The organism is Kosakonia oryzendophytica (genome assembly GCF_900094925.1).
GTDB lineage: Bacteria > Pseudomonadota > Gammaproteobacteria > Enterobacterales > Enterobacteriaceae > Kosakonia > Kosakonia oryzendophytica.
This window is the reverse complement of record NZ_FMAY01000003.1, coordinates 22,161-35,992: the sequence shown is the minus strand read 5'-3', so window position 1 is coordinate 35,992 and position 13,832 is coordinate 22,161. Positions and strand designations below refer to the sequence as shown.

Here is a 13,832-nt window from a genome sequence, read left to right as displayed (position 1 = left end):
CTCCTGATAAAACATCTTTTTTGGTTTATCTTTTTTGCCTGGGAGAGAAACGTGCCGGAACTGAATCACTATGGTCAACATGTCGGCAATCTGCTGACTCACTGGAGCGGTGTTCAACCGTTACCGCATAGCGTATTACAAGGGCGTTATTGTCGGCTGGAGCCGCTGGATGTCAGAGTGCATACCCCGCACCTGCTGCACGCTTATTCTCAGGCGGAGGATGACAGCGACTGGACCTGGCTGGCCAGTGGCCGTCCGGATGACGTAGACAGCATGGCGCGTTGGGTGATTGGCAAGATGATCGATAAATCCGTGCACCCTTTCGCGGTGGTGGATGCCGCGACGAACCGTGCCGTTGGGGTGATTGCCTGGCTGGCGAACAATACGCAACATGGCACGGTGGAGATAGGTCATGTGACCTGGTCGCCATTGATGAAAAAGAGTGTGCTGGGCACCGAAGCCGTGTGGCTGATGCTGCGCCACGCCTTCGTCTGCGATTACCGCCGCGTAGAGTGGAAATGCGATACGCTGAATGTGGCGTCACGCCGCGCCGCAGAACGCCTGGGCTTCACCTGGGAAGGGTGTTTCCGCCAGCATATGGTGCGAAAAGGGCGTAACCGCGACACGGACTATTTGTCGATGCTTGATAGCGAATGGCCGCAACGCGATGCCGCGATTTCCGCTTGGCTCAGCGCCAGTAATTTCGATAGTCAGGGTCAGCAGAAACAGACTCTCGCCACCTTCTTTGCGAACGTGTCTCCCTGACACCAACGGCATCGGCCTGTTCCGGTGCCGTTTCTCTACGCCATGCGATGTTCGCCGCGTCGCAGCGCATCCCGGTCAAAAAAACGGGCAATCGCGCCTCCCGCCATCAACGCCGCCCGGTCTGACATATGGGCAATGACATCCGCATCATGACTGACCAGCAGGTAACTCATCCCGTGCTGCTGTTTGAGACGGTTCAGCAGGTTGAGGATCTCCGCCTGTACCGACATATCCAGCGCTGACGTGGGTTCATCAAGCAGCAGAATTTTCGGCTGTAGCAACAACGCGCGGGCGATGGCCACGCGCTGGCGTTGCCCACCGGAAAGCTGATGCGGGTAACGGCGGGCGGCATCCGCAGGTAGCCCCACCTGCTCAAGGGCGCTGCTCACCCGCGTCTCCACGTCTTTCTCGCCGTGGATTGTCAGCGGCTCCGCCAGGGTGCGGTAGAGTGTGTGATTGGGGTGCAGCGAGGCCCAGGGATCCTGAAACACCATCTGCACATTACGCCGCAGCGCCCCCTGATAACGTGAACCGGCTTTGACAGGCTCGCCAAACAGCGACATCGTGCCTTGCCACTCGCGCTGTAAGCCGGCCAGGACACGCAGTAAGGTAGATTTACCGCAGCCCGATGCGCCAATCAGGCTGAATGTTTCCCCCTGAGTGACCTGAAAACTGGCCCCCGAGACCACCGTTTTGTCGCCAAAGGCAACCTGCACATTGTGCATCTCAATAACGGTCATGCTTCACCCCGTAAATGACTGGCTGCGATCGAGCGTAGGCAGCATCTGACCATAGGTTTCCGCGCCGGGACGACAGCGCCACAGCGTACGGGTATAAGGGTGTTGCGCACCGGGCAGCGCCTGTGCAGGCATGGCATCGACGCACTCGCCCTGGTACATCACCATCACGCGGTGGCAGTGTTGCGCCACCAGCGGTAAGTCGTGGCTGATAAGCAGCATCGCCATTTGTCGCTGTTCACACTGCGCTACCAGCAGTTCAAGGATCTGGTTTCGTAACCTGGCGTCCAGCGCTGAGGTGGGTTCATCGGCGATCAGCACTTTCGGATCGTTGACCAGTGCCATGGCGATCATCACCCGTTGTCCCATGCCGCCGGAGAGTTCGCCGGGATACCGTTGCAGCACTGCGGGCTCCAGTTCAACGGCGTGCAGTGCGTCGAGGATCTTCTCGGTCCGCTCTGTGCGGCTCAACCGCTGGTGCAGCGTTAACGCTTCATCAATCTGCGCCAGCACGGTTTTGACCGGATTGAGGGCGTAACGGGGATCCTGCAATACCATGGCGATACCGTTACCGCGCAGGTGACGCCAGCCCCGTGGTGTGAGGCTGCGAAGATCGTGGCCCAGCACCTCCAGTTGTTGAGCGTTAACGTTACCCGGTTTGCGCACCAGCCCCATCAGGGCGCGGGCGGTCATGGATTTACCCGAACCAGATTCCCCCACCAGCGCCAGCCGCTCGTTGCCGAGGGTAAAACTGAGGTTATTCACCACCCGTGCGCCGGGGTAGTCAATGGTCAGGCCGCTGACGGCAACGCGGATATCAGTCATGTTGTGGCTCCAGAATGTCGCGCAGGCCATCGCCCAGCAAGTTAAACGCCAGGCTTGCCAGCAGGATCAGTGCGCCAGGCGCAGCGGCAATCCACCACTGGTCAAAAATCACCTGCATACCCTCGGCAATCATCGCGCCCCATTCCGCCATGGGCGGACGAGCACCGAGTCCTAAGAAACCCAGCCCGGCGGCGGCCAGAATAATACCTGCTAAATCAAGCGCCAGGCGCACAATCGCCGACGGTAAACAGAGCGGTAAAAGATGGCCCAGCAGTAAGCGCCCGCCGCGAATCCCCATCATCTCCGCTGCCGCCAGATAATCGCTGTGGCGCAGACGCTGGATTTCGCTGCGCGCCTGGCGCGCATAGGCGGGCCAGGTGGTGAGCGCCAGCGCCAGTGCGCCGTTGACCAGCCCAGGCCCCAACATGGCGACAAAGGCGAAAGCGAGGATCAGACGCGGCATCGACATCACCACGTCGGTGAAACGCATCAGGACGCGTTCAACCCAACTGCCGTAATACCCGGAAAGGATGCCGATCAACAAGCCGACGGGCAGCGTGATAAGCGTCACCAGCGCTACCAGCCCGAACGCCGGGCGGGTACCGTAAATCAGCCTTGAGAGCAGGTCACGACCGTAGCTGTCGGTACCAAGCCAGTGTTGTGAACCCGGCGCTTGCAGGCGCGAGGCGGCATCCTGCCAGTTGGGATCAAGCGGTGCCAGCCACGGCGCGAATAACGCTACCAGCAGCAGGAGTACGACAATGATTAACCCGCTAAAGGCGGCAGGGGAGTGGCGAAGACGGAGCAAAAAGAGTGTGGTCGGCATCAGCGCACCCTCGGATCGGTGAGCCGCACCAGCAGGTCGGTCAGGTTATTGATCAGCACAAAGCAGACGCCAATCACCAGCGTGCCGCCCATAATGGCAGTGGTGTCCCCGGCAAACAGCGCGGTGGTCAGGTAGCGGCCAATGCCCGGCCATGAGAATACCGTTTCCGTGAGCACCGCGCCTTCGAGCATGCTGGTATAAGCCAGCGCGATAACCGTGAGCAGCGTCCCGCGAATATTCGGCAGAACATGGCGCAACAAAATGGTCATCTCGCCCGCGCCTTTGGCGCGCGCCAGCAGGATGTACTCTTTGTTCATTTCGCTCAGGCAGGCTGAACGGGTAAGCCGGGTTATACTTGCCAGCGAGTAATAGGCCAGCAGTGACACCGGCAGCAACAAATGGCTGAGGGCATTTTTGAAGGCGGCGCTATCGCCGGAAAGCCAGGTATCCACCAGTGCAAAACCGGTTTGCGGCGTGACCGTATATTGATAGATATCATCCAGCCGGCCAGGTCCGGCGCTCCATTGCAGTCGGGCATAAAACAGCGCCAGCATTAACAAGCCGAGCCAGAAGATGGGTACGGAGTTGCCGAGTAGCGTAAAGGTGCGCACGGCTAAATCCCACGGCGAACCGGCAAAGCGCGCGCACAACACCCCGGCCATCACTCCAAGCAGCGAGCCCATGATCAACGCCAGTGTCGCCAGCTCCAGCGTGGCGGGAAATGCCGACAGCAGATCCTGCAAGACCGGTTGTCCGGTGGCGCTGGCAATACCGAGATCGCCGTGCGCCAGGTTCAACAGGTAGTGCCAGAACTGAAGCGGCAGCGGTTGATCCAACCCGAGCTGATGGCGCACCTGCTCGTACGTGGCCTGGCTGGCGTGATCGCCGACAATTTGCAGCACCCGATCCACCGGTGAAAACGCCGAGAGCGAGAAGGTGACCAGCAGCAGACCCAACAGGGTCAGCAGCAGTGTGAAGAGCGCCTGAGCGACGCGAGAAATGTCAGACATGGAAAACTCGTCATTAAGGTAAAACGGATAATCACCCTCACCCCGGCCCTCTCCCTGGAAGGGAGAGGGGGAAAATCGCCACTGCTTAACTCCCCTGCGAGTGTGGGAGGTATTTCAGAGGCGAATCCTGCGCCGAACGGTTCCCTCTCCCCCTGGAGAAAAGGATTAGGGTGAGGGGACAAACCTGCACCGATCGGTTCCCTCTCCCCCTGGGGGAAAGGATTAGGGTGAGGGGACAAACCCGCGCCAATCGGTTCCCTTTCCCCATGGGGGAGAGGGTTAGGGTGAGGGGACAAACCTGCACCGAACGGTTTCCTCTCCCCACGGGGAAGAGGGTTAGGGTGAGGGGACAAACCTGCACCGAACGGTTTCCTCTCCCCACGGGGAAGAGGGTTAGGGTGAGGGGACAAACCTGCACCGAACGGTTTCCTCTCCCCACGGGGAAGAGGGTTAGGGTGAGGGGATAAACCTGCACCGAACGGTTCCCTCTCCCCATGGGGGAGAGGGTTAGGGTGAGGGGATATCATCATTTGGTTACGCGGTCATACCACACCATATCCGCATTCAGACCTTGCTGATAGCCTTTGACATTATCGCGCACGACGATCTGTGTTTTGCCTTGATCAACAAACACATACGGCGATGCATGTTGCAACTCCTGCTGCATCTTTTTGTACAGATCCCGACGCTTAGCCGCATCCGGTTCTGCGACCGCCGCCAGCGTCGCTTTGTTCAGTTCCGGGATCTGCCAGCCATTTAGCCCGGCAACCGTACTGGATTTCCCATCGTTCCAGGCAAAGGCGCTGGCGTTGGAATGTGCGTCGAAGTAGTCGGGGATCCACAGACGAATCGCTGCCTGGTGCTGTTTAGCGCGTACGCGGGCATACACCTGGCTACCCGCAGCGGGCAGCAGATCCACCTTCACGCCGCCCTGGGCAAAGCTGGCCTGCATTGACTGTGCGAGGGTAATAAACGGCGGTTTGTTCTCCACATCCAACGTGAAGTGCGCGTCTTTAATACCCGCTTTGGCGAGGATCGCTTTGGCTTTTGCCGGGTCGAAGGTAAACGGGTTGTCTTCCAGCGCCCCAGGCAGACCCACCGGCAGGAAACTCTGGTGGACAAAGTACTGGCCTTTCAGCAGGTCTTTAGTAATGCCATTATAATCCACCAGCCAACGCGCCGCTTCCCAGAACGCCGGGTTATTCAGCAACGGGTTGGCGCTATTACCGGTGTTAAATACCAGATAGTTCTGCTCCGCGGAGGGGATGCTCAGCACTTTCACACCTTTTTTATCACTCAGCGCGCTGATTTGATCCGCGCCGAGATCGCGTGCCACATCCGCATCCCCCTGGAGGATCAACAGACGGCGGGAGGCCGGGTCCGGCACGTTTTTAATAATGATATTTTTCAGGGCTGGCGCGCCGCCCGGAGAGGTGGGGTTAGCCTCCAGCACGATGGCCTGATGCGGCTGGTAGACGCGCATCTTAAACGCGCCGCTGCCCGCAGAGTGCATTTTCAGCCATGCGTTGCCGAAATCACCGGCGTTTACATTCGCGCTGACCTGCTTTTCATCAACGATAGAGGCAATCGGCGTAGAGAGGATATTCAGCGCTACCGCCGGGCTAACGTCTGCCGTCCAGTGCAGTTGCAGGGTGTGGTCATCCACTTTTTTCAACTGGCTGGCGATGTTATCCGGCTGCCAGCCGAGCACGTTGAGGATAAAAGCCGGAGACTTGTTCAGCGTCACTGCGCGGGTATAGGAGAAAATCACATCTTCCGGGCGCACCGGGTTACCGGAAGCAAACTTCGCATCGCTTTTTAGCGTAATGGTCAGGGTTTTTGCCGCCGCATCTGCCTGCCAGCTTTCCGCCAGCACCGGCGTTATCTTTTCCGGATTTTCACGATCTGGCTGCACCAGACGCTGATACAGACTTGGCACGGTCTGAATGCTGGATAATTCGTTGGCTTCCGCCGGATCGAGACTCACAATATCATCCAGACCTTGCGCTACTACCAGTGTGTCCGGAGGCGTGGCCGCGTGGCTGGCAGCCGAAAGGAGGGTCAGTATGACGAGGGGCAGCATTTTTTTGGTCATCAGAAAATCCCTGAAAAGTTAACATCATGTGATTATTTTGTACCGCTACGTTAGGCCGCTTCTGAGTTTTCTTAAAGTTTAAATTCGTCTTTCTATATGCGCCATTCGCATAAACCAGACGTTTTTGGCATTAACCCGCAACAGGGAAAATGACTTTTGCGCGCGGGCAAGCTGAACGGCGTTTTGCCAGACGAACCCGCGTTTTTGTAGCCGACCGTGGCGCGTCATATCCGGCTGAAAAGTGGTGTGCTCCGGCAGAAACTGGCGTAGTTGTTCGCTACCAACTTGCATTAACACTTTACTTATCAGGCTGATCACGCGCGGGGGGCACGGGCATGATGTCGTGCTCTGTCACCGTATCTGAAAAATATATTCCCTAAATCTATTGCATTCCATGTGTTATCACTATTTTAAATAAAAGTTATTGCCTTACTTCTTTTTAATCTTAATTAACCCCCACACCGCGCCGATGGGATCTCTGACAGGCGTGTTTTTTACTGTCTTTTAACGCTTTTATTTCACAGCAATGATCGGGGTTTATATGGAATTTATACATAACGTTAAGATTAAGTTCGTGATGCTTGCGATCTTAATCATTTTCACTCTTCTTTGGGGCGGTGTGTCGTTTTTCTCACTGCATGCGCTGAGCGGGTTGACGGAAGAAGTCGCGCTCACCAACGTGCAACAAGTTAACGGCGACATCATTAACAATGCCAGCGATCGCTATTACCAGGTTAAGTTATTAATGGATCGCGCATTGGTTTTTAAAACGAATAACGATACGCAAAATTACCAACAAACCATTGACCGTATCGGCAAAGATATCGATTTTCTGCAAGGCGGGTTAAACCAATTCAAAGTCACCGACCACGCCAATATTAGCAACAACTCGACCGACAATATTTATAACAGTTCGCTGACGTTGTTTAATCAGGCCATAAAACCGATGTTTGAAGCGGTGAAAGCCGACAACGTCGACAGCTACACGCAGTTGTCAAAAGAGCAATTCAGCCCGCTGCGCAGCGGCTTCTCTCAGGCGATCGTTGCCTACAATCAGGAGATCCATGATCTTAAAGCCGCCGCTAACGACCGAATTGCCAGTTGGGTTTCGCAGACGCGCGCCATTATCATTGTTGCAATGATCATTGGCCTTGCCATGCTGGTTATGTCTGAGCGCTATCTGGCGCTGTGTATGGCGCGTTCTCTGGAGTGGGTGAAACAGCATTTGCAGGTGCTGTCGGAGGGGAACCTCGACAGGCCGACAAAAAACCTGGGTAGCAACGAAGTGGGGCAGTTGATCCCGTTCCTTGAGACAATGCAGCAAAACTGGGTGAAAACCGTAACGCAGATTCGTAATAGCGCCGGTGAGATTTACCAGGGCGCTAGCGAGATTGCCTCCGGGAATACCGATCTCTCTTCCCGCACCGAAGAACAGGCTGCTGCGTTGACGCAGACCGCTGCCAGCATGGAAGAACTGAGTGCGGTGGTGAAACAGAACGCCGATAACGCCAGCGAAGCCAGTACCCTGGCGAAAACCGCCTCGGCGGCGGTGAATAAAGGTGAAGAGCGTGTGCAGGCGGTCATTGCCAGCATGAAGAACATTACCGAAAGTTCGCAGAAAATTACCGATATCATCAACGTTATCGACAGCATTGCGTTCCAGACGAATATTCTGGCGCTCAACGCTGCGGTGGAAGCGGCACGTGCCGGTGAGCAGGGGCGTGGTTTTGCCGTGGTTGCCAGCGAAGTACGCAACCTGGCGCAGCGTAGCGCCGGAGCCGCCAAAGAGATCAAAACGCTGATTGATGAGTCTGTGGCTAACGTCAACAACGGTTTTGACCAGGTTACCCTCACCAGTGAATCGATGGACAACATTCTGCGCTCGGTCACCAGCGTGACGGACATTATGGGGGAAATCGCTACGGCGTCTACCGAGCAGAGCAAAGGCATCGGTCAGGTTGGCACGGCGATTTCGCAGATGGACAGCGTCACCCAGCAGAACGCCGCGCTGGTGGAAGAGTCCTCTGCCACTTCCAGTTCTCTGGAGCAACAGGCCTTCCAGTTAACGGAAATTGTCTCGGTGTTCCGCTTGCCCGGCGATGCGGCGCAAAAAAACGTCGCCGCACGCCCGGTAGCGACAAAAACGGGTAAATCCGCATCGCGCACACCCGCAACTGCGAAGAGCCACAACCAGGAACATGAGTGGGAATCCTTCTGATAACGCAGTAAAAAATGCCCGGTGCGTTACCCCCGGGCCTACACACAAAGCTCGGGGGTAACGCCCCGGGCAAGCTGGGTTTATTTTCCTTCCATAATGGCTCAGGTTGAACATGTTCAGTTTGTTGGCATTGCTGTCATCGAACAGCATGCCATCCATCAGCAGTTTCTCCTCCTTCTGCGCCCGCATTATCAAGGATGATGGCTTTCGTTTTACGGGCGATGACGGCTTTGATCCACTGCCTCTGTTTGTTCACGTAACTGCCTGCGGTTTGCACAGCTAATTTCTTAAAAAGAGAAAAGGATCACGACCTGCGGCTTAACTGACAGCCAGCGTTACCACCTTTGCGTTATCGGTTTGCCAGTACACAGTGGCTTGTTGATCAACAAGTTGCGGAGAAAACGTCGCCCGAAAACGCAGCGTCAAGTAGCGGGGATCAAGGTGAGTGATTGCTGCACTGGTGAAGCCCGGAAGCGGCAGCGCACGATGAGAAAACGCTTTATAAAGGCTCTCTTTCGCGCTGAACGCCAGTGTGAGCGCCAGAGGATATGGCAAACCGCTAGCTTCCAGCACCGCTCGTTCGGCGGAGGTGATAATGCTCTCTGTGAGCTCTGCACATAACTCGCTGCTAAACAGCGATTCACTGTCTACGCCGATCGGATGACGAGCAACCACCGCCAGCGCGTGATTTTCACAGTGCGTGATACTGCCAAACAGACCCGGCGGCCAGCAGGGCTGGCGCTGCGCGCCAATAACCGGCGCGGCGGTGCTGCCAAAGGGTTGTAAAGCGTGGACGGCGGCAATGCGCCCGGCGAGATGTTCAGCCTGGCGTTTGCGCCCGGCAGCGGCCAGTTCGGCGTGATAGGGAAGCCAGAGTAAATCACCGGGGGTAAGGGTTGCAGGGTCAAAATCGATACGGTGCAGGGTGTGTCTGGCAAGTGAAATGGTGTGATGTGTGATGTGCATGTTGGACCTTGCCTGGTATGTTTACCCTCACCCGAGCCCTCTCCCTGGAAGGGAGAGGGGACAAAATGTTGCAGACCTGCGGTTTTCTTCCTCTCCCATAAAGGACGAGAGCAGTGCGTTACAGGCCTGTTGTTTTCCCCTCGCCCATAAAGGACGAGAGCAGAGCGTTACAAAGCTGTGGTTTTCCCCCTCGCCCCTTTGGGGAGAGGGCCGGGGTGAGGGGATCTTACATCACGGTTCTGCGGGATTTTACCCTCACCCTAACCCTCTCCCTGGAAGGGAGAGGGGACAAAATGTTGCAGACCTGCGGTTTTCTTCCTCTCCCATAAAGGACGAGAGCAGTGCGTTACAGGCCTGTGGTTTCTTCCTCTCCCATAAAGGACGAGAGCAGTGCGTTACAGGCCTGTGGTTTTCCCCCTCGCCCCTTCGGGGAGAGGGCCGGGGTGAGGGGATCTTACATCACAGTTCTGCGGGGTTTTACCCTCACCCTAGCCCTCTCCCTGGAAGGGATAGGGGACAAAATGTTGCAGACCTGCGGTTTCTCCCTCTCACATAAAGGACGAGAGCAGAGCGTTACAGGCCTGTGGTTTTCCCCCTCGCCCCTTCGGGGAGAGGGCCGGGGTGAGGGGGACCGAAATCCCCCTGTGTGGACCGGGATCAGAAGTGTGTGTTCACACTCATAAACCAGGTGCGGCCGGATTCGTTATACGTTTCCGCGCCTGCGCCATACATATAACCCGTACTGCCGCCCGTCGTCTGGGCGTTACCTGCACGCCAGTGACGTTTGTCGAACAGGTTGTCAACACCGCCGGTCAGGCTCACGTTTTTCATCACATCCCAGGTCGCGCTCAGGCCAACAATGCTGTACGGACTGACTTCGTTGGTCGCTGAACCGGTCACACGTTTACCCTGATAATCATACTTTTTCGGTTCCTGTTTGCCGTACCAGGTAAAAGTCGACTGCACAGAAACATCCGGCACAATCTGCCAGCTCAGGGTGGAATTTAACGTGTATTCCGGAATGATCGACAGACGCTCGCCGGTCTCTTTGTTTTTGCTCTGCAGCATATAGGTGAAGTTGTTGCTCCAGGTGACCACATCGGTTACCGGCACATTCAACGTTCCTTCCAGACCTTCTACGACCGCTTTTGGCACATTCTCCCATTGATAGAGGTCGGTTTTGGTTTTGCCCACGGCCGTCTGGCTCAGCGGTGAATAACCGGCTTCAATCTTGTTGCGGTAATCGTTGCGGAACCAGGTTACACCGGCCAGCCAGCCTTCGTGTTTGAACTCCAGACCAATCTCTTTGTTGATGCTGGTTTCCGCTTTCAGGTCATCGTTACCCATCATGTAGCAACCCACGCCGCTACCGCTGGCGTAGCAACCCTGGCCTTTACTGTAAAGAATGTAGTTCGGGTTGGTTTGATACAGGCTTGGCGCTTTGTAGGCCCGGCCAATGCCCATTTTCAGGGTAAAGTCATCGCCCAGCCCCTGAGACAGGTTCAGCGATGGGCTCCAGTTATTACCCACGATGGTGTGATGGTCGAAACGCAGCGCCGGCGTCAGCATGGTGCTGTCAGTCAACTCCATGTTGTCTTCGGCAAACACCGAGTAAATATCGGCATCAGAATAAGGGCTGCGACCGGTACTGTTCAGACCGGCAATCGGGCCGCCCATGAACGTTTGGGTGTTGGACGCCAGGTCTTTCATACGCTGCTGGTTCCATTCGGTGCCCAGTGTCAGGGTCTGGTTCACCAGCAGTTCCAGCGGCAGGTTGATTTCGTTATGCAGCATCACGTCGGAGAGGTCGATATCCGTAAACTGATTGCTGTTGAACAAACCTTCGGTGCCCCCGGCCAGCCCCTCGCCAAGACGCGAGTTGCGGGTATGTTCATACTGTACCCAGTTACTGGTTGTGACACCGTTATCCCAGCCGCCATTCCAGGTGATGGAGTAGTTCTGACGATAGAGACGGTTGGTCTCTTTGCCATAGTTCTCTTTCACGTAGTTATTGGTACTGCTGTCGTTATTGGTGTTTTGCGTGTCGCCTGCGTACAGGTTGCCCTGACGGCTATAGCCCGCCTGGAACTCCAGAGATTGCTGCGGCGCAAAGTCCCAGCGTACTACACCGTTAAGATCTTTATTGATTGACCCTTCGCGACCTGCTGCCATCGTGTCGGCGTAAATGCCGGTGCGTTCAGACTGGTGATTCTGGTTGATGTCCCATGCGTCGGCCTGGGTTTTCGCCAGATTGCCGTACAGGCGGAAACTGACATCGCCACCCAGCGGGCCGCTCAGGCTGAAATCTGTCCGTTTGGTCGCGCCTTCGTCTTTATGTTCCGGGGCGTTGAAGTAGCTGTTCCATGCACCGTGCCACTCCTGCGAGCTCTCTTTTTTAGTGATGATATTCACCACACCGCCCGCTGCGCCATTTCCGTAACGTACTGCTGCCGGGCCGCGGATAACTTCGATGCGTTCGATCATCTCTGCCGGTACCCAACTGGTATCGCCACGGCTATCACGTTCACCGCGCCAGCCCAGACGTACGGAATTACGGCTGGTAACAGGTTTGCCGTCGATCAGAATCAGGGTGTTTTCCGGGCCCATACCGCGAATATCAATCTGACGGTTATTCCCGCGCTGACCGCTGGTGGCGTTACCGGTTAAGTTCACGCCCGGCATGGTGCGAATGATCTCAGAGACATCGCGGGCGGGCGGGTTTTTGCGGATCTCTTCGGCCGTAATGGTGGAAACACCCGGCGCCTGAAGGTTTTGCTGTGCTGCCGTGACGACGATAGTGTCATCGTGTGCATCGGCGTCGCTGGTGGTGCTGTCTGCGGCTATTGCGGGCAACGCAACACCGTAGATCCCCAGATTGACCAATAAGGCCAGGGACGTGATTTTGTTCTTCATTGTATTACCTGCTTTTCGTCGCCGCTTCCTTGGCTAATCCATTCCCAGGGGGAGAGGAGGCGGCATGATGAAGCCAACACGCAGCGAGGTGCTCAGTCCTGAGAAAATTCGCCCACGGTGGCCATTTTTAAAAGAAAGACGCGCTTCCCACAGCGCGCCATTACGCTATTGCAAATGAAAATAGTTATCAATAATATTATCGATATTTTTTGATCTGCAAGCAAAAATTTCCACAGCCAATTTGAGGTTAAAGTCGTGACGTCAACAACGGGAAGTGATGCCTGGTGGAAGTCGAAACAGGGGCCGGAATGGGTCAAAGCGACACCGGAAGAATACAGTGTGACCTTCTGGTGGCGGGACCCGGCAGGAACGGAAGCGACATCAAACGTGCGCCGGGTATGGATTTACATTACCGGCGTCACCGATCACCATCAAAAGGCGTTGCCGCAATCGCTGACGCGCATTGCCGGTACGGATGTCTGGTACTGGACAACGCGGCTGGAAGCGGGCTGGCGTGGCAGTTATTGTCTGATCCCGTCTGAAAATAACGACGATTTCTCTGCGGACGTGTTTAACACTACGCCGCCGGACCGCCAGGCGCTGCGTGAGGGCTGGCGCAGGTTACTCTCCCATGCGATTGCCGATCCGCTGAACCCGCAAAGCTGGCGCGGCGGGCGCGGTCATCCGGTGTCGGCGCTGGAGATGCCTGATGCGCCATTACAACCCGGCTGGCGCGATGCCGAAACGCCGTTTACCGAACCGCAGCGTCTGCAATGGCGCAGTCAGCGGTTGAACAACGCGCGAACTGTCTGGGTGTATACGACTGGCGACAGCGACCCGACGCAACGCCCGCTGGCGATCCTGCTGGACGGTCAGTTCTGGGCGAAAAGCATGCCGGTGTGGCCAGCGCTGGCATCGCTCACCCGTACGGGGCAACTGCCTGATGCGGTCTATGTGCTGATTGACGTGATTGATAATGCGCATCGCAGCGAGGAGTTACCTTGCAACGCCGCATTCTGGGAAGCGGTACAAGAAGAGCTGTTACCGCAGGTGCGGGCACTTGCTCCGTTCAGCGATCGCGCCGATCGCACCGTCGTCGCCGGGCAGAGTTTTGGCGGTCTTTCGGCGTTGTATGCCGCGCTGCACTGGCCGCAACGTTTTGGCTGTGTGCTCAGCCAGTCCGGTTCGTACTGGTGGCCGCACCGGGGCGGGGAGCAGGACGGCATCCTCATTGAACAACTTAAAAACGGCGAGCTTCAACCGCACGGCCTGCGCATTGTGCTGGAGGCGGGTGTACGTGAGCCGGTCATTTTTCGGGCCAATCAGGCTCTCTTTTCTCTGTTGCAACACACACAGCAGCCGGTTTTCTGGCGTCAGGTAGACGGCGGACATGATGCGCTTTGCTGGCGGGGCGGGCTGACGTCCGGGCTTATGACGCTCTGGCAGCCGCTGACCCGCCCGCGCTAAAGCGCCTTTC

Annotated in this window: 11 protein-coding genes and 1 pseudogene; 4 read left to right on the top strand and 8 right to left on the bottom strand. The window is 56.6% G+C overall.

The window, feature by feature from the left end; genetic code table 11:
• Positions 1–51 precede the first annotated feature (51 nt).
• Positions 52–765 carry a GNAT family N-acetyltransferase gene (locus GA0061071_RS06280; RefSeq protein ID WP_088236704.1) on the top strand — a complete coding sequence of 238 codons (714 nt, stop codon included), beginning with the start codon at positions 52–54 and terminating at the stop codon, positions 763–765.
• A gap of 35 nt (positions 766–800) precedes the next feature.
• On the opposite strand, the gene GA0061071_RS06275 is transcribed toward GA0061071_RS06280, so the two are convergent.
• The 6 genes from GA0061071_RS06275 to GA0061071_RS06250 all read right to left on the bottom strand — a co-directional run bounded on the left by GA0061071_RS06275 (position 801) and on the right by GA0061071_RS06250 (position 6,549).
• Positions 801–1,505 carry an ABC transporter ATP-binding protein gene (locus tag GA0061071_RS06275; RefSeq protein WP_061496869.1) on the bottom strand — a complete coding sequence of 235 codons (705 nt, stop codon included), beginning with the start codon at positions 1,503–1,505 and terminating at the stop codon, positions 801–803.
• A 3-nt stretch (positions 1,506–1,508) separates the two neighbouring features.
• On the bottom strand, positions 1,509–2,327 hold the full coding sequence (locus GA0061071_RS06270; RefSeq protein WP_088236703.1) for an ABC transporter ATP-binding protein: 819 nt from the start codon (positions 2,325–2,327) through the stop codon (positions 1,509–1,511).
• On the bottom strand, positions 2,320–3,153 hold the full coding sequence (locus GA0061071_RS06265; protein WP_088236702.1) for an ABC transporter permease: 834 nt from the start codon (positions 3,151–3,153) through the stop codon (positions 2,320–2,322). The genes GA0061071_RS06270 and GA0061071_RS06265 overlap by 8 nt, the downstream gene beginning before the upstream one ends.
• Positions 3,153–4,163: an ABC transporter permease gene (locus tag GA0061071_RS06260; protein WP_088236701.1), complete on the bottom strand. Its 1,011-nt coding sequence runs from the start codon at positions 4,161–4,163 to the stop codon at positions 3,153–3,155. Before GA0061071_RS06260 ends, GA0061071_RS06265 begins: the two co-directional genes overlap by 1 nt.
• A gap of 526 nt (positions 4,164–4,689) precedes the next feature.
• Positions 4,690–6,258, bottom strand: a complete 1,569-nt coding sequence (locus GA0061071_RS06255; RefSeq protein ID WP_088236700.1) for an ABC transporter substrate-binding protein — start codon at positions 6,256–6,258, stop codon at positions 4,690–4,692.
• Positions 6,259–6,336: 78 nt separating this feature from the next.
• Positions 6,337–6,549, bottom strand: coding sequence for a hypothetical protein (locus GA0061071_RS06250; RefSeq protein WP_167352627.1), 213 nt, complete (start codon positions 6,547–6,549; stop codon positions 6,337–6,339).
• A 250-nt stretch (positions 6,550–6,799) separates the two neighbouring features.
• Between GA0061071_RS06250 and GA0061071_RS06245 the strand changes: the two genes are divergently transcribed.
• The gene (locus tag GA0061071_RS06245) at positions 6,800–8,476 is read left to right on the top strand and encodes a methyl-accepting chemotaxis protein (RefSeq protein ID WP_061496857.1); all 1,677 of its coding nucleotides are present in this window, start codon (positions 6,800–6,802) and stop codon (positions 8,474–8,476) included.
• A 112-nt stretch (positions 8,477–8,588) separates the two neighbouring features.
• A complete protein-coding gene (locus GA0061071_RS23435) occupies positions 8,589–8,759 on the top strand; it encodes a hypothetical protein (RefSeq protein WP_167352628.1) in 171 nt (56 codons plus the stop codon).
• Positions 8,760–8,794: 35 nt separating this feature from the next.
• Here GA0061071_RS23435 and entD read toward each other — a convergent pair whose 3' ends face one another.
• The gene (gene entD / locus GA0061071_RS06240; protein ID WP_088236698.1) at positions 8,795–9,442 is read right to left on the bottom strand and encodes an enterobactin synthase subunit EntD; all 648 of its coding nucleotides are present in this window, start codon (positions 9,440–9,442) and stop codon (positions 8,795–8,797) included.
• A 657-nt stretch (positions 9,443–10,099) separates the two neighbouring features.
• A complete protein-coding gene (locus GA0061071_RS06235; protein ID WP_061496853.1) occupies positions 10,100–12,355 on the bottom strand; it encodes a TonB-dependent siderophore receptor in 2,256 nt (751 codons plus the stop codon).
• A gap of 249 nt (positions 12,356–12,604) precedes the next feature.
• On the opposite strand from GA0061071_RS06235, the pseudogene fes reads away from it, so the two are divergent.
• Positions 12,605–13,822: pseudogene (gene fes / locus GA0061071_RS06230) on the top strand (enterochelin esterase); the annotation flags it as partial.
• Positions 13,823–13,832: the final 10 nt, after the last annotated feature.

Excerpts from the sequence above, each read along its gene's own strand:
- GA0061071_RS06275 (WP_061496869.1), bottom strand. The coding sequence starts at position 1,505 with ATGACCGTTATTGAGATGCACAATGTGCAGGTTGCCTTTGGCGACAAA.
- GA0061071_RS06270 (WP_088236703.1), bottom strand. The coding sequence starts at position 2,327 with ATGACTGATATCCGCGTTGCCGTCAGCGGCCTGACCATTGACTACCCC.
- GA0061071_RS06265 (WP_088236702.1), bottom strand. The coding sequence starts at position 3,153 with ATGCCGACCACACTCTTTTTGCTCCGTCTTCGCCACTCCCCTGCCGCC.
- GA0061071_RS06260 (WP_088236701.1), bottom strand. The coding sequence starts at position 4,163 with ATGTCTGACATTTCTCGCGTCGCTCAGGCGCTCTTCACACTGCTGCTG.
- GA0061071_RS06255 (WP_088236700.1), bottom strand. The coding sequence starts at position 6,258 with ATGACCAAAAAAATGCTGCCCCTCGTCATACTGACCCTCCTTTCGGCT.
- GA0061071_RS06250 (WP_167352627.1), bottom strand. The coding sequence starts at position 6,549 with ATGCAAGTTGGTAGCGAACAACTACGCCAGTTTCTGCCGGAGCACACC.
- GA0061071_RS06245 (WP_061496857.1), top strand. The coding sequence starts at position 6,800 with ATGGAATTTATACATAACGTTAAGATTAAGTTCGTGATGCTTGCGATC.
- GA0061071_RS23435 (WP_167352628.1), top strand. The coding sequence starts at position 8,589 with ATGTTCAGTTTGTTGGCATTGCTGTCATCGAACAGCATGCCATCCATC.
- entD (WP_088236698.1), bottom strand. The coding sequence starts at position 9,442 with ATGCACATCACACATCACACCATTTCACTTGCCAGACACACCCTGCAC.
- GA0061071_RS06235 (WP_061496853.1), bottom strand. The coding sequence starts at position 12,355 with ATGAAGAACAAAATCACGTCCCTGGCCTTATTGGTCAATCTGGGGATC.